A 22,830-nucleotide genomic window follows, 5' to 3' on the forward strand; every position below is an offset into this window, starting at 1 on the left:
CTTGACTTAAATCATCTTGCAGCAAGGTCCTAGACCGCGATGCCGTGCCGCCCCGCCAGGTCGGTGAAGAACTGCCAGGCCACCCGGCCCGACCGGCCGCCGCGCGTGGCCTGCCATTCGATCGCTTCGGCGCGCAGGGTATCGGGGTCGATCGCCAGCCCATAAGCCTCGCAATAGCCCGCGATCATCGCCAGGTATTCGTCCTGCGAACAGGGGTGGAAACCCAGCCACAGCCCGAAGCGGTCGGACAGGGACACCTTTTCCTCGACCGCCTCGCCCGGGTGGATGGCGGTGGCGCGTTCGTTGTCGATCATGTCGCGCGGCATCAGGTGGCGGCGGTTCGACGTGGCATACAGGATCACGTTGGCGGGCCGCCCGCTGATGCCCCCGTCCAGCACGGCCTTGAGCGACTTGTACTGCGTGTCGTCATGGCTGAAGGACAGGTCGTCCGAAAACAGCAGGAACCGCTTGCCCTTCGCGCGCCCCAGGATCGCCAGCAGCCGCGCGACCGATCCCAGGTCGTCGCGGGCGATTTCCACCAGCACCAGGGGCAGGCCCTGCGCCACGGCTTCGGCATGGACGGCCTTGACCAGGGACGACTTGCCCATGCCCCGCGCGCCCCACAGCAGGGCGTTGTTGGCGCCGAACCCGCGCGCGAATTGCAGCGTGTTGTCCAGCAAGATCCGCTTGGCCCGGTCGATGCCGATCAGCTGCACCAGATCGACGCGGGCGACGGTTTCCACCGCCTCCAGCCGGTCGGGGTCGGGATGCCAGACATAGGCGCTGGCCTCGGTGAAACTCGGCGCGGGAACGGGCGGCGGGGCCAGACGCTCCAGCGCGGCGGCGATGCGGGCAAGGGCGTCGGTATCAGTCAGGTCGCGCATCATTCGCCTTCGTCCAGCAGCCCTTCGGCGCGCAGGTCTGCATCGCGTTTCTTCTCGATGCGCCGCACGATCTGGATCGAGATCTCGTAAAGCCCGTAGATGACCGAGAACAGCACCAACTGGCTGCCCACGTCGGGCGGCGTCAGGCAGGCGGCCAGCGTCAGGATGAGAATGATGGCATAGCGGCGCGTGCCCGCCAGCGTTTCGGCCGAGACCAGCCCCGCCCGTCCCATCAGCGCCAGCGCGACCGGCAGCTGGAAGGACAGCCCGAAGGCCAGGATGAAGCGCGTGGTCAGGTTCAGGTATTCGCTGACCGAACCCTGGAACACGATCCCCGCCAGATGCGATGCCCCCTGCGCGGTGTTGGGATCGTCCGGCAGCGCCAGCGGTCCCTGCTGGAAGCCCAGGAAGAAGGAAAACACCATCGGCAGGATGACGTAATAGGCAAAGGCCGCGCCAAGCGCGAACATCAGGGGCGAGGCGACCAGGAAGGGCAGGAAGGCCCGCTTTTCGCTGCGGTAAAGGCCCGGCGCGACGAAGCGCCACAGCTGATAGCCGATCACCGGAAAGGCCAGGATGAAGCCCCCGAAGAAGGAAATGCGGATGGCGACCGTGAAGCCTTCCTGCAGCTTCAGCAGGATCAGGCCGCATTCCTGACCCCGATCCTCCAGCGCGGCGCAGATCGGCTGCGTCAGGAAGTTGTAGATCGGGTTCCAGACCAGATAGCACAGGATCATCGCCACCACGAAGGCCAGCGCGGACCAGATGATCCGGGTGCGCAGTTCCTTGAGATGCTCGATCAGCGGGGCCGAGCTGTCGTCCAGCTCATCGACGTGTTGCGATGCCACTTAGTGGTCCTTCATGTCCGAACGGCGGACCCCGGCGATACGGCGCGGGCTGTCGGCGTCAGCCGCCACAGGGTCGTTCGCCGCCTGCAATGCAGCAGGCACGGGGGGCGCGTCAACGGGCCGCGTGTCGGCCCCGGCATGGGCTGCGGGCGCTGCCGGGTCGGGCTTGGCGCGGACGGTCTTGTCCAGGCTGGCCTTGGGATCCCATTGCTCGAATTTCGTGGCCGCGCGGTCCAGCGCGTCCAGTCCCAGCGATTTCTTCGAGGTGAGGGACTTCAAGTCCCTGAGATCCTTGGTCACGTCATTGATGCCGGACCCCTTGGCGGCATCCTCCATCGCACTTGTGAATTCGCGTGCCATGGATCGCGCCTTGGCCGTGATCCGGCCCAGGGTATGAAACAGTTTCGGCAAATCCTCGGGGCCGATGACAACCAGCGCGACAACGCCGATCAGCAGCAGTTCGCTCCACCCGACATCCAGCATTCAGGAACCCCTTTCCCGGGCTTCGGGATCAGACGCGGGGTTCGTTCGAGGGGGTCACGTCGCGGGCCTCGGTTCCCGGAACGGGCTGGATCGGCTGGACCGACGGAACGGGCTTGTCGAGGGCGGCGTTGCGTTCGGCGGCCGCTTCCGTCGTGCCGTCGTTCAGGCCCTTCTTGAAGGCGGTGATGCCCTTGCCGAATTCGCCCATCAGCGAGGAAACCTTGCCGCGGCCGAACAGGACCAGGACCACGATGGCGATGACGAGCAGTGCCATGGGGGACGGTGCGTGCATTCCAGTTCTCCAGTTCCAGAGTCAGGCCAATGACCTGGGATAAACCAATCTGCGGAATATAGGCCCTTGGCCGCCGCAGCGAAACCCCAACTGCCACGATTCGCGGCGCGCGTCATCAATCTGCGACAAACTGACGGTATTTTGACAAGGCTGCCCCCGGCCACCCGGCTTGGCAGGGCCGGGCGTGCGGGCCATAAGGCGGCATGGACCTGTCGCTGTATGTCACCGCCTTCGTCACGCTGTTCGTGGTGATCGACCCGATCGGGCTGGCGCCGGTCTTCATCGCGCTGACGCCGGGCATGGGTGCAGCAGCGCGCCGCCGCATCGGCTTTCGCGCGCTGGTGATCGCCGCGGTGCTGATGATGATCTTCGGCCTTGCGGGCGAATCGATCCTGGGCGCCATCGGGATTTCCATTTCCGCCTTCCGCATCGCGGGCGGGTTGCTGCTGTTCCTGACGGCGCTCGACATGCTGTTCGAGCGGCGCACCGAACGGCGCGAGCATCAGGGCGAGGGCGATCCCCCCGACCACGATCCGTCGGTCTTTCCGCTGGCCATGCCGCTGCTGGCGGGACCGGGGGCGCTGGCCTCGATGATCCTGCTGATGGGCGAGGCGCCGGGGATCGGCCACATGATCCTGGTGAACGGGGTGATGCTGGCGGTGCTGGCCATCGCCATGGCGCTGTTCGTGATCGCCACCCCGCTGGCCCATGCGCTTGGCCGGACGGGCGTGATGGTCGTCACGCGCCTGCTGGGGATGCTGCTGGCCGCCTTGTCGGTGCAGTTCGTCATCGACGGGCTGAAGGGATCGGGGCTGTTCCCGTGACCGATCCCGGCACCATGCAACTGGTCTATTACGGCGTGCTGCTGCTGGTGATCGGCGGGGCGATGATCTTTGAACTGGCAGGGCGCGGCGGGCAGGTGCTGCGCCAGATCATGCTGTGGGTGGTGATCTTCGCGGGCGCGGCGCTGGCCGCCGACTGGTGGATCGGGGGCAACGCCCCCCGCCAGCAGGTGCTGGACGGCGGCCGGATCGAGATCCCCGTGGGCCGCGACGGCCATTTCCACCTGACGGCGCAGGTGAACGGGGAAACCGTGCGCTTCATGGTCGATACCGGCGCGTCCTCGATCGCGCTTGGCCCGGCGGACGCGCGCCGCGTCGGGCTGGACCCGGACGACCTGGCCTATGTCGGAACCGCCGTCACCGCGAACGGCCGGGTGCAGACCGCCCCCGTCACCATCGACGAGATCGCCATCGGCGACATCGTGGACCGCAATGTCCGGGCTTACGTGATCGGCGCGGACCTGGACGGGTCGCTGCTGGGCATGTCCTACCTGCGCACCTTCGCGCGGGTGAGCTTCGAGGGCGACCTGCTGATCCTGGAGCGGTGAGATGGTGGGGTGAACCCCACCCTACGGCGGCTTCCGATTGGCGAAGGCCATCGCCTTCGCCACGTCGCGACATAGCCACCCACACCGCCGAGCCTCAAAGGCCCGGCCAGCGCCCGCCCCGCCCCAGGCGGGCGCTGGCCTTTCGTGGTCGCAGAGCTGAACCGTCTCTGGTGGCACCATCGCGTAGCGGGCGGGGGAAACGTATACGTTTCCTTTTCCCGCCCGGCAAACGGCACCTCAGTCCAGCGCCAGAGGCGGCGTCGGCCCGCTGTCCTCCAGATGCCACACCGCCTGCCAGCGCCCGCCCCTGCGGTCCAGCGTCAGGTAATTGCGTTGCGCCACATAGCGGTGCCTTTGACCGGGCAGCGGCCTGATGCGGATCGGGTGGCCCGGCAGCGGCGCCTCGCCCAACCCCGCGAACAACCCGAGCGCGCGGGCATAGGCCTTGGGCGGCGCGCGGTGCGAGATGCCCGAGGCGACGAGCTGGTGGATCAGCATCGCCTTCGGTCCCATCTCGGCCCGGGTCGCCAGGTGGATCTCGCCCGACAGGACCGTGACCGGGGCGGTCTTTCGCATCCGCAGCACCTGCCCCAGCATCCGCCGCCATTCGTCGCGATGGGCGTGGCTTTGCCACTGGTCGCGCAGGTCGTCCTCGTAATGCTGCATCCGGGGGACGGCCATCATCAGCGTTTCCAGCAGCGACAGCCGGGGCCCCAGCAACGGCACGCTGGACACCATGAAGACGTGATCGCCGGCGGGTTGCATGGCCTCGACCGCGTTCCAGCCGCCCGGTCCCATGATCCGGTCGCGGTGGCGTTCGGACCGCAGGTCGGGCGCCCACAGCGTGACGCCCGGCATGTCGCGCCGCCAACCGAGGTTGCGGCCCGCGGGATCCAGGAACAGGGCGGGCACGTCGGCATCCGTCGCGCCATGCTGGAACAGCAGATACATCCGCCGCGCCACGGCGAACAGCGTCCGGCCCACCGCCGAATTGGTGCGGCTTTCGGACAGCGAACCCCAGCCGTCGCAGATGTCGTGATCGTCCCAGACCGACAAGGATGGCACGGTCGCGAACAGATCCGCGCAACCTTCCGCCGCCAGCACCATGTAGCGTTCGACGAAGCTGCGTTCCAGATGCCGGGCCAGATCCTCCAGATCCGCCGCCGAGGGCCTGGCGGGCACGTGCTTCGGCCAATCCCTTGACAGGGGATGGCCGTGGGTCGCCTCGTCGGCATAGATCTGGTCGCCGCCTTGCAGCAGCAGGGCGAAAGGCGCGCGGGCATGGTCGGCCTGCAACCGCGCCCACATCCGGTTGCGCTCGGTGGAATCGCGGTCCAGATCGCCGTTCTCCTCGCCATTGCAGGACACGAAGGCGATGCGGATGTCGCCGTCCAGGCGCGTGGCGACGGGATAGGCGCGGCCCTCCCACTGATAGCCGGGTTCGCCCGCAGCCAGCGTGAAGTCATGGCGCCAGACGCACAGCCCCGCGACCCGGGCCAGCAGCACCGGGGCGACCGCGCCGTCCTGCGTCTCGACCGCGCCGGGGGCCGCTGCCCCCTCGGGCCGGACGGTGATCGCGGCAAGGCGCAGACCGTCGGCATCGCAGCCCCGAAAATGCAGGATCGGACCCGCGAAACCGTGTTTTTCCGTCATGCTTCCGTTCGCGCCTTCCTGTCCCCTTGGGACGCTAGATAGGCGCTTTGACCCCGATTGCATCCCCGAATCAGGATCCTAGCGGCTTTGTGTCGGCCAATGCCCGTCCATGATGCGACAGCCCGGGCACCAGCGGGAAAAGGTCCGCCTGCAAGGCATGATAGATGTCGGGCTTGCCCCCGAACTGTCCCCCGGTCGGGCCGCCGGGTTCGGGGAACCAGCCGCCGCGGTCGTGGTCGATCAGATGCGCGTCGGCAAAGCGCCACAGGCGGCGATACCAGTCCTCGTCCCCGGGCCGGGGATCGAGCTTGATCAGGGCGGCCAGCGCGCCGATGGCCTCGCACACCGGCCACCAATAGCGGTCGGGCCGGACCACGCGCCCGGTGAAATCCAGCGTATAGGCCAGCCCGCCTCCGGGCAGCCAGGCATCCGCAAGCGCGGTTTCCACCAGCAGCCGCGCCTGTCGCGGCGCGTCGGTGGCGGGCCGCCCGGCCAGATCCCACCATTGCAGCAGCAGGCGCGCCATCTCGAAGGAATGGCCGGGGGTGGTGCCCGCCGGGCGGAACATCGGGTTGCCCTCATAGCCGGGATCGGGCCGCCAGGCGGCGTTGTAATGTTCCGGGATCCGCCAGCCGTTCCCTGCGGCCTGGCCCGCGATGAAGAACCCCAGGATCCGCCCCGCGCGGTCCAAGTATTGGCCCTCGCCCGTGGCCTCGTGCGCGGAGAGCAACGCCTCGACCCCGTGCATGTTGGCGTTCATGCCGCGATAGGTGGAAAAGACCTGCCAGTCGCGGGTGAACTCGTCGCGCAGCAGCCCGGCGGATTCGTCCCAGAACCGGTCCTCCAGCACCTGCGCGATGTCGGAAAGCAGCCGGTCGGCATCGGGATGGCCCGCCAGTTTCGCGCTGGAGGCCGCCAGCAGCACGAAGACATGGCCGTAAGCCAGCTTGGTGCCATCCGCCACCGCCCCGTCCCGCAGCGACCAGACATAGCCGCCATGCCGCGCGTCGCGATGCCCGCGCCACAGCAGGTCCATCCCCCGGTCGATGATCCCCGCCCGGTCCGCCCGCCCCGCCATCTGCCCGAGCGCATGGGAATGGACCAGCCGCGTCGTCACATGCAGTTCCAGCGGCGCGTCCGGCACGGGCCGGCCTGCCGGATCCAGCATCCGCAACCTCCCGCCCCCGGCGCTTGCGTCGAAGAAGTCCAGCGCGCGCCGGGCATCGCGGACCAGGAAACGGCGATGCGCCGGATCGTCCAGCCAATGCCCCGCGTCTTCCGCACCCAGACCTGCCCGTTCCATGATCACCCCCTTGCGGCTGAACGATGAAGGTGCCGATCCCGCGCCCGATCCGCAATCTTTTTGCCGCCCTCCCCCTTGCATCCGGCGCGGCGATTTGCCACGTCTGGACTCAGCGGGACCGGGCCCCTCTGGCGACAAGGCTTGTCGCGATGTCGGAACCGCATCGAGCGTGCCTCGATGCAAAGTGGCCCTTGTCCGACAAAGCCCTTGGCATTGATGCACATCCAGCAACGATGAGGGCAAACGTGGAACTGCTTCTTCTGTTATTCTTGGGCAAGCCGCTGTGGATGTGGCTGCTGTTCGTCGCCATCGTGATCGCGCTTCTGGTCTTTGACCTGGGCGTGCTGCACAAGGACGACCATGCGATCGGCGTGGCCGAAAGCCTCAAGCTGTCGGCCATGTACCTGACGATGGGCGTGCTGTTTTCGGGATTTGTCTGGTGGCAGATCGGGGCCGAGGAAAGCAAGCTCTACCTGACGGCCTTCGTGGTCGAAAAGACCCTGGCGATGGACAACGTCTTCGTCATCGCCATGATCTTCACCTATTTCGCGATCCCGCCGAAATACCAGCACCGGGTGCTGTTCTGGGGCATCCTGGGCGTGATCGTGCTGCGCGGCCTGATGATCGGCCTGGGCGCGACCCTGGTCGCCCAGTATTCCTGGATCCTGTATGTCTTCGCGCTGTTCCTGATCTTCACCGGCATCAAGATGATGATGGTGGGCGACAAGCCGCTGGACATTTCCCAGAACCCCGTCCTGCGCTTCATGAAGCGGCGCATGAACGTGACCGAGGAAATCCACGGCCACGACTTCTGGGTGAAAAAGCCCGACCCGGCGACGGGCAAGCTGACGCGCTATGCCACGCCGCTGTTCCTGGCCCTGGTGATGGTCGAGATCGTGGACGTGATCTTCGCGGTGGATTCGGTGCCCGCGGTCTTCGCGATCACGGCGGATCCGTTCATCGTCTATACCTCGAACATCTTCGCCATCCTGGGCCTGCGGGCGCTGTATTTCGCGCTGGCGGCGATCATCCACCGCTTCCATTATCTGAAATACGCGCTGTCGGTCCTGCTGATCTTCATCGGGTCCAAGATCTTCGTGGCCGACCTGCTGGGTTGGGAGAAATTCCCCGCCTCGTGGTCGCTGGCGATCACCTTCGCGATCCTGGGCGCGGGCGTGGCCTATTCGTTGTGGAAAACGAAGGACAACCGGCCCGAGCCGCAGATCGCCCGCGCCCCCCACGAATAAGCCGAAAACCGGCAAGGCGCCCCGCAACGGGCGCCTTGTCCCCGATTCTGTCCCGCAGGCGGCCTTCATGCCTTTGCACCGGCGCGCGCTTCGTGCAGACTGTGAACAGCCCGACTTGCTGGACAAAGTGAACTGATGCTTCTGGAAATCCTCATCGTCCTGCTTTTGACGATGTTCAACGGCGTCCTGGCCATGTCGGAACTGGCCATCGTGTCCGCCCGGCCCGCCCGGTTGAAGGTCATGGCCGCCGAAGGCAGCCGGGGGGCGGAAATCGCCCTGGACCTGGGGACCGAACCGGGCCGGTTCCTGTCCAGCGTGCAGATCGGCATCACCCTGGTCGGGGTGCTGTCGGGGGCGATCTCGGGGGCAACGCTGGGCGCGCGACTGTCGGCGGCGCTGATCGCCAACGGACTTTCGCCCGCGCTGGCCCAAGCCCTGGGCGTCGGCGGCGTGGTCGTGCTGATTACCTATCTGTCGCTGATCATCGGCGAACTGGTTCCCAAGCAGATCGCCCTGCGCGCGCCCGAAGGCGTGGCCGCCCGCATCGCGCCGCTGATCCTGTTCATCTCGCGCATCGCCGCGCCCATCGTCTGGATCCTGGACAAGTCGGGCAACGTGGTGCTGCGCCTGCTGGGCCAGTCGGGCGAATCCGACCGCGGCATCTCGGACGAGGAGATCCGGGTGATGCTGTCGGATGCCCGCACCGCCGGCGTGATCGAACCCGCCGAGACCGAGATGATCGCGGGCGTCATGCGCATCGCCGACCGATCCGCGCGCGGGCTGATGACGCCGCGCCACGAAGTCGAGGCGGTGGATGTCAACGATGCGGCGGCCGAGGTGCTGCAGAAATTCCGCGACAGCCGCCGCTCGCGCCTGCTGGTGCGCGAAGGCTCGGACGACGACATCATCGGCGTTCTCAGCCTGCGCGACCTGTTGTCCGAGGATGTCACTGACCTGCGCCCCCTGGTGCAAGAGGTTCCCGTGATCCGCGAGGGCCTGCCCGCCCTGAACGTGATCGAGGAATTGAAGGCCAGCCCCGCCCACATGCTGCTGGTTTACGACGAATACGGCCATTTCGAGGGCGTGATCACCGCCATGGACCTGCTGGAGGCGATCGCGGGCGACTTCCCCGAACCCGGCGACGACGAACCCAAGGCCGTGCAGCGCGAGGATGGCAGCTGGCTGGTCGCGGGCTGGATGCCCGCGGACGAGTTCGCCGAGATGATCGGCATCAGCCTGCCCGAGGATCGCGGCTATGAATCGGTCGCGGGCCTCGTGCTGGACCGCGCGGGCGTGCTGCCCGACGTGGGCGCGCGCGTCACGGTGTCCGGCTGGCAGATCGAGGTCGTGGACCTTGACGGGCGCCGCATCGACAAGCTGCTGGTCTCGCAGCTTGCCGAAGGCTGAGGGGTCAGGCCGTCCGGCGCCCGATCCCCAGCACCTGCCAGATCACCAGCGCGGCCAGCGTGGACGTGCCGATGCCACCCAGGGCAAAGCCGCCGATGGTGACGGTGAAATCGCCCGCCCCCAGGATCAGCGCGACCCCCACGGTGAACAGGTTGCGCGGGTCGGAAAAGTCCACGCGGTTGTCCACCCAGATCCGCGCCATGGCGCTGGCGATCAGGCCGAAGACCGACACGGCCAGACCCGCCAGCACCGGCGCGGGGATGGTTTGCAGGATCGCGCCGAACTTTGGCGACAGGCCCAGCAGGATCGCGATGACGGCGGCCATCGGAAAGATCAGCGTCGAATAGACCCGTGTCATCGCCATCACGCCGATGTTCTCGGCATAGGTCGTGACCCCGGTCCCGCCGCCTGCCCCGGCGATCATGGTGGCAAGCCCGTCGCCCAGAAAGCCGCGCCCGATATAGCGGTCCATGTTCCGCCCGGTGATCGCGCCAAGCGCCTTGATGTGGCCCAGGTTCTCGGCCACCAGGACGACGGCCACGGGGGCGATCATGCTGATCGCCGTCCAGTCGAAGCGCGGCGCGGTGAAGCTGGGGATGCCGAACCAGGCCGCCTGCCCCACGCGGGAAAAGTCGATGCCCGGCACGATGCCCGCGCCGTTGCCAAGGACCAGCACCAGCCCGTAACCGAAGGCCAGCGCGATCAGCACCGCGATCCGCCGCGTCGTGCGGGTGCCATAGGCCGACACCATCGCCATGCACAGCACGGTCGCCAGCGCGATGGCCAGATGCGCCATGGAACCCTTCAACTGGTTCACCGCCACGGGCGCCAGGTTCAGCCCGATGGAGACGCCGATGGCCCCGGTGACGGCGGGCGGCATCAGACGCTCCACCCATCCGGTCCCGGCGGCCATCACCGCCAGACCGATCAGCGCATAGACCAGCCCCGCCGCGATGATCCCGCCCAAGGCCACGCCGATGTTCGGATTGGCCCCGCCGCCCGCGAAACCCGTCGCGGCCATCACCACCGCGATGAAGGCGAAGGACGATCCCAGGTAACTGGGCACCCGGCCGCCGGTGATGGCGAAGAACAGCAGCGTGCCGATGCCCGAAAAGAACACCGCCACGTTCGGGTCGAACCCCATGATCAGCGGCGCCAGGATCGTGGATCCCGACATCGCCAGCAGGTGCTGCACGCTCATCGGGATGGCGGCGGCCAGGGGAAGCTTCTCGTCGGGAAGCACCGTTGCGCCGGTGGCCGGGCGCCAGGTCGGAAAATAGCCCATCGTCTTCTCATGTCGTGATTCTGGCGGCAGGCTTAGCCGATTGACGGACCAAGACCAATCGCCTGCGATTGGGTCTTTCGGGGGCGGCCTTCCTGCCGCTAATGTCGCCGCGACCTGACGGAGGAGCAGATGTCCACCACATCCCACAAGGGCGCGGCTTTCGACTGGGCCGATCCCTTCCTGCTGAACGACCAGTTGACCGAAGAAGAACGCATGATCCGCGACGCTGCCGCGGCCTTTGCCGCCGACCGGCTGGCCCCGCGCGTCACCGACGCCTATCTGAACGAGACGACTGACCCCGAGATCTTCCGCGAGATGGGCGCGGCGGGGTTGCTGGGCGTGACGGTGGACGATGCCTATGGCGGCGTCGGCGCGTCTTATGTGGCCTATGGCTTGGTCGCGCGGGAAATCGAGCGGGTTGATTCGGGCTATCGCTCCATGGCCTCGGTCCAGTCGTCGCTGGTGATGTTCCCGATCGAGGCCTATGGCAGCGAGGAGCAGAAGCGCCGTTACCTGCCCAAGCTCGCGACGGGTGAGTTCATCGGCTGCTTCGGCCTGACCGAGCCGGATGCGGGGTCGGACCCGGCAGGCATGAAGACCCGCGCGCGCAAGGTTGACGGCGGCTATGTGCTGAACGGCGCGAAGACGTGGATCAGCAACTCGCCCATCGCCGACGTGTTCGTGGTCTGGGCCAAGTCCGACGCCCATGGCGGCAAGGTGCGCGGCTTCGTGCTGGACAAGGGCACCAAGGGCCTGTCCGCGCCCAAGATCGAGGGCAAGCTGTCGCTGCGGGCATCCATCACCGGCGAGATCGTGATGGAGGATGTGGAGGTGAGCGAAGACGCCCTGCTGCCCGGCGTCGAGGGCATGGGCGGGCCGTTCGGCTGCCTCAACCGCGCGCGCTATGGCATTTCCTGGGGCGCGATGGGGGCTGCGGAAGACTGCTGGTTCCGCGCCCGCCAATACGGGTTGGACCGCCACCAGTTCGGCCGTCCCCTGGCCGCCACGCAGCTGTTCCAGAAGAAGCTGGCCGACATGCAGACGGAAATCGCCCTGGGCCTGCAAGCCAGCCTGCGGGTCGGGCGGCTGTTCGACGAGGGCCGGTTCGCCCCCGAGATGATTTCCATCGTCAAGCGCAACAACTGCGGCAAGGCGCTGGAGATCGCGCGCATGGCCCGCGACATGCACGGCGGCAATGGCATTTCCAGCCAATACCACGTGATCCGCCACGCCCAGAACCTGGAAACCGTGAACACCTATGAAGGCACGCACGATGTCCACGCCCTGATCCTGGGCCGCGCGCAGACGGGGATACAGGCCTTTGGCTGAGCCGCCGCTGAAGGGCCTGCGCGTCGTCGAACTGGCGCGCATCCTGGCCGGACCCTGGATCGGCCAGACCCTGGCAGACTTGGGGGCCGAGGTGATCAAGGTGGAATCGCCCGAGGGCGACGACACCCGCCGCTGGGGTCCGCCCTTCATCAACCGGCCCCGCGCGGACGGGACGACCGAACGGGTCGCCGCCTATTTCCACGCGGCGAACCGGGGCAAGACATCCGTGGTCTGCGACTTCAACGATCCGGCCGACCTGGACCGGCTGCGCACGCTGATCGACGGGGCCGATGTGGTGGTCGAGAACTTCAAGGTGGGGGGCCTGCGCCGCTTCGGGCTGGACTATGACAGCCTGTCGGCGCGCAATCCCCGGCTGGTCTATGCCTCGATCACCGGCTTCGGTCAGGACGGGCCGCGCGCCAGCCAGCCGGGCTACGACTTCCTGATCCAGGGCATGTCGGGGATCATGGACCTGACCGGCGCGCCTGACGGAGAGCCGCAGAAGGTCGGCGTGGCCTGGATCGACATCTTCACCGGACTGTATGGCGTGATCGCGGTGCAGGCGGCGCTGGCCGAACGCGAACGGTCCGGGCGCGGGCAGCATCTGGATTTGTCGCTGCTGGATTGCGGAGTGGCGGTACTGGCCAACCAGGCCACGAACTTCCTCCTGGGCGGCACGGTGCCGCATCGGCTGGGCAATGCGCATCCCAACATCGTGCCCTATCAGCTGTTCCCCGCATCCGACGGCCACCTGATCGTGGCCTGCGGCAACGACCGGCAATTCGCGGCGTTGTGCCGGGTGCTGGACCTGCCCGACCTGCCGGGCAATCCCGATTACGCCACCAACCCCGCCCGCGTGGCCCATCGCGGCCGGCTGGTGCCGATGCTGGCCGCGGCCACCGCGCGCCGCACCCGCGCCGACCTGATCGCCGCGATGGAGGCCGCGGGCGTTCCCGCCGGTCCCGTCAACGACGTGGCCGAGGCATTGGCCGAACCCCAGGTCGCCGCGCGCGGGTTGCGGATCGCGCCCGAAGGCATCGCGGGCCTGCGCACGCCCATCCGCTTTGGCCGCAGCGCGCTGGCCCATGACCGCGCGGCGCCTGCGTTGGGGGATGGGGACTGGCGCTTCACGCAATGAAAAACCCCCGCCGGTCGGGCGGGGGTCAAGACTGTCAGGCTGTCGCGGCAATCACTCGCGGTTGCCCATGAATTGCAGCAGGAACATGAACAGGTTCAGGAAGTCCAGATACAGCTGCAAGGCGCCCATGATGGCGGTCTTGCCGATGAAGTCGGCGTCCGAACCGGCCATGCGCAGATAGGTGTTCTTGATGTTCTGCGTGTCATAGGCGGTCAGGCCCGCGAAGATCAGGACGCCCAGGATCGAGACCACGAACTGGATCGCCTCAGATTGCATGAAGATGTTCACGATGGACGCCACGATCAGGCCGATCACGCCCATGATCAGGAAGCTGCCCCACCCCGAGATGTCCTTCTTCGTGGTATAGCCCCACAGCGACAGGCCCGCGAAGGCAATGGCCGTCACCAGGAAGGTCTGCACGATCGAGGTGCCGGTATAGACCAGGAAGATCGAGCTGAGCGACAGGCCCATCAGCGCGGCAAAGCCGTAGAACAGCATCGTCGCCGCCGAAACCGACAGCCGGTTGATCGCGGCGCCAAAGGCAAAGACCACCAGCAGCGGCGCGAACATGATCACCCATTTCAGGGGCGAGGCATAGATCGCCGTGCCAAGCTGGGTCAGTTGCCCCGACGCATCCACGGCGGCGGCGCTGATGCCATAGGCCGCGACGGCGGTTACACCCATGCCGACCGCCATCAGCCCATAAACCTTGTTCATGTAGGCCCGCAGCCCTTCGTCGATCACCGCAGGGCGGGTGCCGACGCGCTGCGTGGTGCGGTAAGTGTTGTAATCTGCCATCGATCTCTCCCTATGAGACAGGCCGGCGTTTGCCGGTTTATGGCCATCATATTGGCACGATACCGCCCCGATTCAATGCCGGTAAAGAGCCAGGCCGGTACAGTTTTACGCAGATGTTACAAGGTGACGACGATCTTGCCGACCGACCTGCGGCTGCGCAGCAGATCGAAGGCATCCGCGATGCGGTCCAGCGGCATCGCCTCGCCCACCACGGGGGCCAGGCGGCCATCGGCGAACATGCGGAACAGGTCGGCCATGCTGTCCGACATGGCGCGGGGGTCCAGCTTGGCGTAGCCGCCCCAGTAGAAACCGTGGATCGAGATGTTCTTGACCAGCGCGTGATTGAGCGGCAGCACCGGCGGCTTGCCCCCCGCAAAGCCGATCACCAGGAAATGCCCGCCTGCGTTCATGGCGCGGAACGCCGCCTCGCCCGCGCTGTCGCCCACCGCGTCATAGACGACATCGACGCCGCCCCCATCGCGCAGCGCGGTTTTCAGGTCGGGGCAATCCGCGCTGTCGATCACAAGCTGGGCGCCCGCCGCACGCACCACGTCCAGCCGGTCCCGGCCGCGCGCCACGCCGATCACGCGGGCACCCATGGCCCGCCCGATCTCGACCGCGGTCAGCCCGACGCCACCCGCCGCGCCCAGGACGGCCAGCGTCTCGCCCGCGCGCAAACCCGCGCGCCCGGCCAAGGCCAGGTGGCTGGTGCCATAGGCGATCTGGAAGCCCGCCGCCTGCTCGAAGCTCATCGCGGGCGGCAGGACCGTGCAGGCCCCGACGGGAACGCAGATCCGTTCGGCCATGGTCCCGGCGGCCAGGACGGCCACGCGGTCGCCCGGGCGAAAGCCGCTGCCTTCGGGCGCGGCGACCACCTCGCCCGCGCCCTCAAGCCCGGGGGCGAAGGGCGGATCCTGGCGTTCCTGGTATTCGCCCCGGGCCTTCAGCAGATCGGCGAAATTCAGCGCCGCCGCCCGCATCCGCACCAGGATTTGCCCCGGTCCGGGCTGCGGCACGGGGACCTCGCGCAGGACGGGATCCCCGCCCAGCCGTTCCACCAGGGCGATTCGCATCGTCCGGCCGTCCTCTGATCGGAATGTTTTCCCCAAGTCTCTCATCCCCTTATCCATTGGCCCCGTCCGCCTTGCAGGACCTGTCTTTTTGGTCAGAACCACCGCCATTAACCAGGTTAACACTCGAAAATTGAGAAAGGTTAAGATAGTGCTTCCTTAGATTGCATGAGGTGGTAACGATGAAACACGGTGTAGACGTTCATGTTGGCAAGCGCATCCGGCATCGTCGCTGGATGATCGGGATGACCCAACAGCAACTGGCCGACAAGGTCGGCATCAAGTTCCAGCAGATCCAGAAATACGAAACCGGCATGAACCGCGTCTCGGCGTCCCGGCTGTGGGACATCGCGCGCGCGGTGGATGTGCCGGTCTCGTTCTTCTTCGAGGGCCTGCACGAAACCGATGCGCCGTCCGAGGTCGCGGGCGATTTCCTGGCCGACAAGGAGGCGCTGCAACTGGTGCGCGCCTATTACACGATGCCGGTGGCGCAACGCCGCCAGATCTTCGAGCTGGCCCGCGTGCTGTCGGACGCCGCGTGACCTGCTGACGGCGCGGGCGATCCCCGCGCCGCCGCATCTTCGACGCATCACCCCCTTCGCCGCCACTGGCAGGACGCCCCTGTTCGGGTTAGTCCTGCCCTTGGATCGGAACAGGGGGCAGCGATGCGGGACGCGCAGGACATCATCGACACGGCGCACCATATGGCCGACGCCGCCCGCGCGGCCATCCTGCCCTTTTTCCGCACCGACCTGGCGGCGGACAACAAGTGGCAGACCGGATTTGATCCCGTGACCGAGGCAGACCGCGCCGCCGAACGCGCCATGCGCGACGTGCTGGCCCGCCGCCGCCCCGACGACGCCATCCTGGGCGAGGAATACGGGGCCACCCCTGGCACCAGCGGGCTGACCTGGATCCTGGACCCCATCGACGGCACTCGCGCCTTCCTGTGCGGCGCGGCCAGTTGGGGGGTGCTGATCGGGGTGTCGGACGGGCAGGACATCATCTATGGCCTGATCGACCAGCCTTACACCCGCGAACGGTTCGAGGGCGGCTTGGGCCAGGCGCGGCTTTTGTCGGATGCCGGGGAACGCCCCCTGGCGGTGCGCGACGCGCCCCTGTCCCGGGCCACGCTGCTGACCACCTATCCCGAGGTCGGCACCCATGACGAAGGCGCGGCCTTCCGGCGCGTCGCGGCGCAGGTGCGGCTGACCCGATATGGCCTGGACTGCTATGCCTACGGCCTGCTGTCCCTGGGCCAGGTGGATCTGGTGATCGAGGCCGGGCTGCAATCCTATGACATCGCCGGGCCGCTGGCCGTGGTCCGCGCGGCGGGGGGCATCGTCACCGACTGGCATGGCAGGCCTGCGCAGGGGGGCGGCCAGGTGATCGCCGCCGCCACCCCTGCCCTGCACAGCGCCGCGCTTGCCCTGCTGAACGGGGGCGCCGCATGACCGACCAGACCCCCATCCCCGACGACCAGGCCGCCGACGACGAGGACTTCCTGCCCCGGCGCGAGTTGCTGGACCGGATCGACGCGGCCATCCAGGCGGGCGACGCCGCCCTTCTGAACACGCTGCTGGACCCGATGCACGGCGCCGACATCGCCGACATCATCGAGCGCCTGACCCCGGCCGAACGCCGCGCCTTCCTGACCCTCTATTCCGGAGAGATCGACGGCGAGATCCTGTCCGAGATCGACGATTCGATCCGCGACGAGGTGATCGAGCAGCTGCCCCCCGAGGTCGTGGCCGAGGCCGTCCGCGAGATGGACAGCGACGACGTGGTGGACCTGGTCGAGGACATGGACGAACCGGAACGCCAGGAAATCCTGGCCGCCCTGGACGCCACCGACCGCGCCGCCGTCCAGCAGTCGCTGGCCTATCCCGAGAACTCTGCCGGGCGCCTGATGCAGTCCGAGGTCGTGACCGCCCCCGAGCACTGGACCGTGGGCGAGGCCGTGGCCTTTCTGCAATCCGAGGAATGGCTGCCCGAGCAGTTCTATCACATTGTCCTGGTCGATCCGCGCCGCCATCCGCTGGGCTATGTGACGCTGGGCCGGTTGCTGGCGTCCAGCCACGCCACCCCCCTGCACGACATCACCGAGGACAGCTTTCGCACCATCAGCGCCTTCGCCGACGAAGGCGACGTGGCCTATGTCTTCAACCAGTATCACCTGATTTCCGCCCCCGTTGTGGACCGCGACGACCGGCTGGTGGGCATCATCACCATCGACGACGCCATGTCCGTCCTGGACGAGGAACACGAGGAGGACATCCTGCGCCTGGCGGGCGTGGGCGACGAAAGCCACGTGTCCGACGGCCCGCTGGCCACCGCGCGGCAGCGCCTGCCCTGGCTGGTCGTCAACCTGTTCACCGCGTCCCTGTCGGCCATCGTGATTTCCCGGTTCGAGGATACGATCGCGGCGCTGGTGGCCTTGGCCGCCTTGATGCCCATCGTCGCCTCGACCGGGGGGATCGCGGGCACGCAGTCGCTGGCGGTGGCGGTGCGGGCGCTGGCCACGCGCGAACTGGGCCGGGCCAACGCGCGGCGGGTGGTCATGCGCGAACTGGTGGCGGGGATGCTGAACGGCGTGTGCCTGGCGCTGATCCTGGGGGTCGCGGGTTGGCTGATCTTCGGCGACGTCCGGCTGGGCATGGTCCTGGGGGCGGCGATGATCGTGAACCAGATCGTCGCGGCCCTGGGGGGCGTGCTGGTGCCGCTGACGCTGAACAAGCTGGGCCTGGACCCGGCGCTTGCGTCGGGCACATTCGTCACGACGATGACCGACGTGATGGGCTTCTTCGCCTTCCTGGGCCTTGCCACGCTGGTGCTGCTGTGAGCGAGGACAAGGCTGCATTGCGCAGCCGCGCCCTGGCCGCCCGCGCGGCGGGGGGCGACGGGGACGCGCTGACCCGCCACCTGGCCGCCGCCCTGGCGCCGCATCGGGGCAAGATCCTGGCGGGCTATTGGCCGATGCGCGGCGAACCCGATCCCCGGCCCGCGATGGCGGCCCATGACGGTCCGGTCTGCCTGCCGGTGGTGCCAGGCAAGGCCGTGCCGCTGGTCTTCCGTCGCTGGGACGGCGAAGCCTTGGTGCCCGGTCCCTTCGGCACGTCCCATCCCCCTGATTCGCAGCCCGTCCTGCGGCCCGACGTGCTGATCGTGCCGCTTGCGGGTTTCGACCGGGGGGGCAACCGCATCGGCTATGGCGGCGGCTATTACGACCGGACCCTGCAATTGCTGCGCGAAACAGGGGACGCGACCGCCATCGGCCTGGCCTTCGCGGTCCAGGAACTGCCCGCGATCCCCGCAGATCCCTTCGACCAGCCGCTGGATCTGATCGTCACCGACCGGGGTCTCATCCGCCCCCTGCGCTGATCCCGGGCGGCTTGTGGCAGATTTGCATCGGCTGTGCAAAAGCGGTGGACGAGTTGGGGACAAGCCTGTGGATAAACCGGGGACCGACCTCGCCAAGCCCCTGCCCCGGCCCGCGGAATCGCCCCCACGGCCCTGTTGACGACCGCGCCCCGCCCCTGTCTGTGAGCGAATCTTCCGGTCCCCGAAAGACCCCCGAGTCAAGCCGGATCGTGCAAGTTATCCCCAGATAAAAGACGTTGCATTGCTTGCCGAGCAGGATCAATCTTGTGATCTGCGGCGTTGGTCATACCAGATGTGGTGGCAGGTGGGTCCATAACCACCAAGACCCGTCGCTTCGTGATTTCGACCTGTCGGGCGGTGCCGCCGCCCGGACCCATCGTTGCGGCGATGGGGCGGCCGCTTGCCGCCTGGCGCAAGTCGCGGTTCGGGGACGACGAAAAGGAAAGGGCCACGGGCATGAAGATCGAACGGCGTTTTACCACCCCTCAGGGGGGCGCATACGGCGACATCGCCTTCGCGACGACCACCAGCGAGATCCGCAACCCCGACGGCACCGTCGTTTTCCGCAACACCTCGGTCGAGGTGCCGCAGGGCTGGAGCCAGGTCGCCAGCGACGTGATCGCCCAGAAGTATTTCCGCAAGGCCGGGGTGCCTGCCGCCCTCAAGCGCGTCAAGGAAAAGGACGTTCCCGAATTCCTGTGGCGCAGCGTTCCCGATGAAACTGCCCTTGCCGAACTGCCCGAAGACCGGCGCTACGGCGGCGAGACCAGCGCGCGGCAGGTGTTCGACCGCATGGCCGGGGCCTGGACCTATTGGGGATGGAAGGGCGGGTATTTTTCCACCGAAGAAGACGCCCGCGCCTATCACGACGAGATGCGCTTCATGCTGGCCCGCCAGATGGCCGCGCCGAACAGCCCGCAATGGTTCAACACCGGGCTGCACTGGGCCTATGGCATCGACGGCCCGTCGCAGGGGCACTTCTACGTGGACCACAAGACCGGCAAGCTGGTGAAATCCGACAGCGCCTATGAACATCCGCAACCCCACGCCTGCTTCATCCAGTCGGTCAGCGACGACCTGGTGAACGAGGGCGGCATCATGGATCTGTGGGTCCGGGAAGCGCGGCTCTTCAAGTATGGATCCGGCACCGGCACAAACTTTTCCTCGCTGCGCGGCGAAGGGGAACGGCTGTCGGGCGGCGGCAAGTCCTCGGGGTTGATGGGCTTCCTGAAGATCGGCGACCGGGCGGCGGGCGCGATCAAGTCGGGCGGCACCACGCGCCGCGCGGCCAAGATGGTGATCTGCGACATGGATCACCCCGACATCGAGGCCTTCATCAACTGGAAGGTCATCGAGGAACAGAAGGTGGCAAGCTTGGTCGCCGGGTCCAAGGCGCATGAAACGAACCTGAACGCCATCTTCGCCGCGATCCGCGACGGCGACGGCGAGACCGATCCCGCCCGAAACGACGGCCTGAAAGCCGCCATCCGCGCCGCCAAGCGCGCGATGATCCCGGAAACCTACATCAACCGCGTGCTGCAATACGCGCGCCAGGGCTTCGACAGCATCGAGTTCCCGACCTATGACACCGACTGGGACAGTGAGGCCTATGTCAGCGTGTCGGGCCAGAACTCGAACAACTCGGTCCGGGTGACGGATGCCTTCCTACAAGCGGTGCGCGACGACGCCCCGTGGGAGCTGCTGCGCCGCACGGATGGAAAGGTCGCCAAGACCATCAGCGCCCGCGAGTTGTGGGACCAGGTGGGCCACGCCGCCTGGGCCTGCGCCGATCCCGGCATCCAGTTCCACGACACGGTGAACGCCTGGCACACCTGCCCCGAGGACGGGCCGATCCGCGGCAGCAACCCGTGCAGCGAATACATGTTCCTGGACGACACGGCCTGCAACCTGGCCTCCATGAACCTGCTCACGTTCTTCGCGGATGGCCGGTTCGACGCCGACGCCTATGTCCACGCCACGCGGCTGTGGACGGTGACGCTGGAGATCAGCGTGCTGATGGCGCAGTTCCCGTCCAAGGAGATCGCGCAGCGCTCCTACGACTTCCGCACGCTGGGCCTGGGTTACGCCAATATCGGCGGCCTTCTGATGAACATGGGCCTGGGCTATGACAGCGACGGGGGCCGCGCGCTGTGCGGCGCCTTGACCGCGATCATGACAGGCGTGGCCTATGCGACCAGCGCGCGGATGGCGGCGGAACTGGGGGCCTTCCCCGGCTATGCGAAGAATGCCCAGCACATGCTGCGCGTGATCCGCAACCACCGCGCGGCGGCGCACGGCACCGGCGCCTATCAGGGCGTGAACGTCGCCCCCGTGGCGCTTGACGCCGACAACTGCCCCGACGCCCGCCTGGTCGCCATCGCGCGCCAGGCCTGGGACGAGGCGCTGGCCCTGGGCGAGGATCACGGCTTCCGCAACGCCCAGACCACGGTGATCGCGCCGACCGGCACCATCGGCCTGGTCATGGACTGCGACACCACCGGGATCGAGCCGGACTTCGCGCTTGTGAAGTTCAAGAAGCTGGCGGGCGGCGGTTACTTCAAGATCATCAACCAGTCGGTCCCCGCCGCGCTGACCAAGCTGGGCTACACGCCCGCGCAGGTCGAGGAGATCGTGGCCTACGCCGTGGGCCATGCCACCTTGGGCAACTGCCCGGGCATCAACCACACCGCCCTGACCGGCCACGGCTTCGGCCTGGCGGAAATCGAGAAGATCGAGGCCTCGCTGGCCACGGCCTTCGACATCCGCTTCGTCTTCAACCAGTGGACCCTGGGCGAGGATTTCTGCAAGGGCACCTTGGGCATCCCCGCCGACAAGCTGGCCGACCCGACTTTCGACCTGCTGCGCCACCTGGGCTTCACCCGCGCCCAGATCGACGCGGCCAACGACCATGTCTGCGGCACCATGACCCTGGAAGGCGCACCCTATCTGCGTGCGGAACACCTGTCCGTCTTCGACTGTGCCAACGCCTGCGGCAAGACGGGCAAGCGTTACCTGTCGGTCGAAAGCCATATCCGCATGATGGCGGCGGCGCAAAGCTTCATCTCGGGCGCGATTTCCAAGACCATCAACATGCCCAACAGCGCCACCATCGCCGACGCGCTTGCGGCCTACGAGCTGTCCTGGTCGTTGGGCATCAAGGCCAATGCGCTCTATCGCGACGGTTCCAAGCTGTCGCAGCCGCTGGCCTCGGCCCTGGTCGAGGATGACGAGGAGGCCGAGGAGATCCTGGCGACCGGCAATCCGCAGGAAAAGGCCGCCGTGATCGCCGAGAAGATCGTCGAGCGGATCATCGTCAAGGAGGTCGTGCGCAGCCACCGCGAGAAACTGCCGCAGCGCCGCAAGGGCTATACCCAGAAAGCTGTCGTGGGCGGGCACAAGGTCTATCTGCGCACCGGCGAATACGACGACGGGGCCTTGGGCGAAATCTTCATCGACATGCACAAGGAAGGCGCGGGCTTCCGGGCGATGATGAACAACTTCGCCATCGCCGTGTCGGTGGGCCTGCAATACGGCGTGCCGCTGGAGGAATTCGTGGACGCCTTCACCTTTACCCGGTTCGAGCCCGCGGGCATGGTGCAGGGCAACGACAGCATCAAGAACGCCACCTCGATCCTGGACTACGTCTTCCGCGAACTGGCCGTGTCCTATCTGGACCGCACCGACCTGGCGCATGTCAAACCCGAAGGCGCCCGCTTCGACGACATGGGCGGCGGCGAACGCGAGGGGCTGAACCTGGCCCCGGTCAGCGAGCAGTCGGAACTGAAGTCGCTGACCATGCTGAAGCAGATCAGCAGCGCGGGCTATCTGCGCAAGCGTTTGCCGCAGGATCTGATGGTGTTGCAGACAGGGGTGTCGGCCGCGGCGATCCTGTCGGCCGAGCCTGCGGCGATCGACCTGCGCGCCAAGGCCCGGATGCAAGGATACGAAGGCGATCCTTGCGGCGAATGCGGGAACTATACGCTGGTGCGGAACGGGACCTGCATGAAGTGCAATACGTGCGGGGGGACAAGCGGGTGTAGTTGAGGGGCCTCCCGCAAGCCAGGGCCGGTGATGTCGGCCAAACCTCGGCGCACGGGAATCGGCGATCTGTTCCCAAGGACGCGGATCTTCTTGCATCGCCCTGACGTGTCGTGAACCGCTTCTTGGCGAACATGCAGCGGCGCCATGACCGGCCGTTATGCCCACGCAGCATCTTGCCTTGCGGCACGATTGCTGAAAAAAGCGGGCTTGTAATGCCCGCGAACGGATTTTCGCCAGGGCGCTGACTTTAATTAGTAACCTTGTTCCATGTTGAGAAAGTA

At 67.1% G+C, this 22,830-nt stretch carries 20 protein-coding genes; 11 read left to right on the forward strand and 9 right to left on the reverse strand.

The window, feature by feature from the left end:
* Window positions 1-29: 29 nt before the first annotated feature.
* The 4 genes from GIY56_RS05645 to GIY56_RS05660 are packed head-to-tail and all read right to left on the reverse strand — an operon-like array spanning window position 30 to window position 2,489.
* Complete coding sequence (locus GIY56_RS05645; protein WP_154763810.1) at window positions 30-884, reverse strand: ATP-binding protein; 855 nt, start codon at window positions 882-884, stop codon at window positions 30-32.
* Window positions 884-1,732, reverse strand: a complete 849-nt coding sequence (tatC, locus tag GIY56_RS05650) for a twin-arginine translocase subunit TatC (RefSeq protein ID WP_328288450.1) — start codon at window positions 1,730-1,732, stop codon at window positions 884-886. The genes GIY56_RS05645 and tatC overlap by 1 nt, the downstream gene beginning before the upstream one ends.
* Window positions 1,733-2,215, reverse strand: coding sequence for a Sec-independent protein translocase protein TatB (tatB, locus tag GIY56_RS05655; RefSeq protein ID WP_154763811.1), 483 nt, complete (start codon window positions 2,213-2,215; stop codon window positions 1,733-1,735).
* A gap of 28 nt (window positions 2,216-2,243) precedes the next feature.
* The gene (locus GIY56_RS05660; protein WP_407946945.1) at window positions 2,244-2,489 is read right to left on the reverse strand and encodes a twin-arginine translocase TatA/TatE family subunit; all 246 of its coding nucleotides are present in this window, start codon (window positions 2,487-2,489) and stop codon (window positions 2,244-2,246) included.
* A gap of 221 nt (window positions 2,490-2,710) precedes the next feature.
* Here GIY56_RS05660 and GIY56_RS05665 point away from each other — a divergent pair, with 221 nt between their 5' ends.
* Window positions 2,711-3,331 (forward strand): MarC family protein, encoded by a 621-nt coding sequence (locus GIY56_RS05665; protein ID WP_154763813.1) that lies wholly within the window; start codon window positions 2,711-2,713, stop codon window positions 3,329-3,331.
* Window positions 3,328-3,897, forward strand: a complete 570-nt coding sequence (locus GIY56_RS05670; RefSeq protein WP_328288451.1) for a retropepsin-like aspartic protease family protein — start codon at window positions 3,328-3,330, stop codon at window positions 3,895-3,897. Before GIY56_RS05665 ends, GIY56_RS05670 begins: the two co-directional genes overlap by 4 nt.
* A 237-nt stretch (window positions 3,898-4,134) precedes the next feature.
* Here GIY56_RS05670 and GIY56_RS05675 read toward each other — a convergent pair whose 3' ends face one another.
* Both GIY56_RS05675 and GIY56_RS05680 read right to left on the reverse strand, forming a co-directional pair.
* Window positions 4,135-5,550 (reverse strand): alkaline phosphatase D family protein, encoded by a 1,416-nt coding sequence (locus GIY56_RS05675; RefSeq protein WP_154763814.1) that lies wholly within the window; start codon window positions 5,548-5,550, stop codon window positions 4,135-4,137.
* 70 nt (window positions 5,551-5,620) lie between these two features.
* Window positions 5,621-6,853: an AGE family epimerase/isomerase gene (locus GIY56_RS05680; protein WP_154763815.1), complete on the reverse strand. Its 1,233-nt coding sequence runs from the start codon at window positions 6,851-6,853 to the stop codon at window positions 5,621-5,623.
* Window positions 6,854-7,098: 245 nt separating this feature from the next.
* On the opposite strand from GIY56_RS05680, the gene GIY56_RS05685 reads away from it, so the two are divergent.
* A complete protein-coding gene (locus tag GIY56_RS05685; RefSeq protein ID WP_328288452.1) occupies window positions 7,099-8,100 on the forward strand; it encodes a TerC family protein in 1,002 nt (333 codons plus the stop codon).
* 135 nt (window positions 8,101-8,235) lie between these two features.
* Window positions 8,236-9,507: a hemolysin family protein gene (locus tag GIY56_RS05690; RefSeq protein WP_154763817.1), complete on the forward strand. Its 1,272-nt coding sequence runs from the start codon at window positions 8,236-8,238 to the stop codon at window positions 9,505-9,507.
* 4 nt (window positions 9,508-9,511) lie between these two features.
* On the opposite strand, the gene GIY56_RS05695 is transcribed toward GIY56_RS05690, so the two are convergent.
* Complete coding sequence (locus GIY56_RS05695) at window positions 9,512-10,792, reverse strand: solute carrier family 23 protein (protein ID WP_154763818.1); 1,281 nt, start codon at window positions 10,790-10,792, stop codon at window positions 9,512-9,514.
* A 129-nt stretch (window positions 10,793-10,921) separates the two neighbouring features.
* Here GIY56_RS05695 and GIY56_RS05700 point away from each other — a divergent pair, with 129 nt between their 5' ends.
* Window positions 10,922-12,121, forward strand: a complete 1,200-nt coding sequence (locus GIY56_RS05700; RefSeq protein WP_154763819.1) for an acyl-CoA dehydrogenase — start codon at window positions 10,922-10,924, stop codon at window positions 12,119-12,121.
* Window positions 12,114-13,259 carry a CaiB/BaiF CoA transferase family protein gene (locus GIY56_RS05705; RefSeq protein WP_154763820.1) on the forward strand — a complete coding sequence of 382 codons (1,146 nt, stop codon included), beginning with the start codon at window positions 12,114-12,116 and terminating at the stop codon, window positions 13,257-13,259. The genes GIY56_RS05700 and GIY56_RS05705 overlap by 8 nt, the downstream gene beginning before the upstream one ends.
* A 51-nt stretch (window positions 13,260-13,310) precedes the next feature.
* On the opposite strand, the gene GIY56_RS05710 is transcribed toward GIY56_RS05705, so the two are convergent.
* Both GIY56_RS05710 and GIY56_RS05715 read right to left on the reverse strand, forming a co-directional pair.
* Window positions 13,311-14,057: a Bax inhibitor-1/YccA family protein gene (locus tag GIY56_RS05710; RefSeq protein WP_154763821.1), complete on the reverse strand. Its 747-nt coding sequence runs from the start codon at window positions 14,055-14,057 to the stop codon at window positions 13,311-13,313.
* A 116-nt stretch (window positions 14,058-14,173) separates the two neighbouring features.
* The gene (locus tag GIY56_RS05715; protein ID WP_154763822.1) at window positions 14,174-15,130 is read right to left on the reverse strand and encodes an NADPH:quinone oxidoreductase family protein; all 957 of its coding nucleotides are present in this window, start codon (window positions 15,128-15,130) and stop codon (window positions 14,174-14,176) included.
* A gap of 179 nt (window positions 15,131-15,309) precedes the next feature.
* On the opposite strand from GIY56_RS05715, the gene GIY56_RS05720 reads away from it, so the two are divergent.
* The 5 genes from GIY56_RS05720 (at window position 15,310) to GIY56_RS05740 (ending at window position 22,552) form a co-directional block, all read left to right on the forward strand.
* Window positions 15,310-15,669 (forward strand): helix-turn-helix domain-containing protein, encoded by a 360-nt coding sequence (locus GIY56_RS05720; RefSeq protein WP_154763823.1) that lies wholly within the window; start codon window positions 15,310-15,312, stop codon window positions 15,667-15,669.
* Window positions 15,670-15,792: 123 nt separating this feature from the next.
* Window positions 15,793-16,581, forward strand: coding sequence for an inositol monophosphatase family protein (locus GIY56_RS05725; protein WP_154763824.1), 789 nt, complete (start codon window positions 15,793-15,795; stop codon window positions 16,579-16,581).
* Window positions 16,578-17,969, forward strand: coding sequence for a magnesium transporter (gene mgtE / locus GIY56_RS05730; RefSeq protein ID WP_154763825.1), 1,392 nt, complete (start codon window positions 16,578-16,580; stop codon window positions 17,967-17,969). The genes GIY56_RS05725 and mgtE overlap by 4 nt, the downstream gene beginning before the upstream one ends.
* The gene (locus GIY56_RS05735) at window positions 17,966-18,508 is read left to right on the forward strand and encodes a 5-formyltetrahydrofolate cyclo-ligase (RefSeq protein ID WP_328288453.1); all 543 of its coding nucleotides are present in this window, start codon (window positions 17,966-17,968) and stop codon (window positions 18,506-18,508) included. The genes mgtE and GIY56_RS05735 overlap by 4 nt, the downstream gene beginning before the upstream one ends.
* Before the next feature lie 456 nt (window positions 18,509-18,964).
* Window positions 18,965-22,552 (forward strand): vitamin B12-dependent ribonucleotide reductase, encoded by a 3,588-nt coding sequence (locus GIY56_RS05740; RefSeq protein ID WP_154763826.1) that lies wholly within the window; start codon window positions 18,965-18,967, stop codon window positions 22,550-22,552.
* The last annotated feature ends 278 nt before the right edge of the window (window positions 22,553-22,830 follow it).

Source organism: Paracoccus lichenicola, from assembly GCF_009708075.1.
GTDB lineage: Bacteria > Pseudomonadota > Alphaproteobacteria > Rhodobacterales > Rhodobacteraceae > Paracoccus > Paracoccus lichenicola.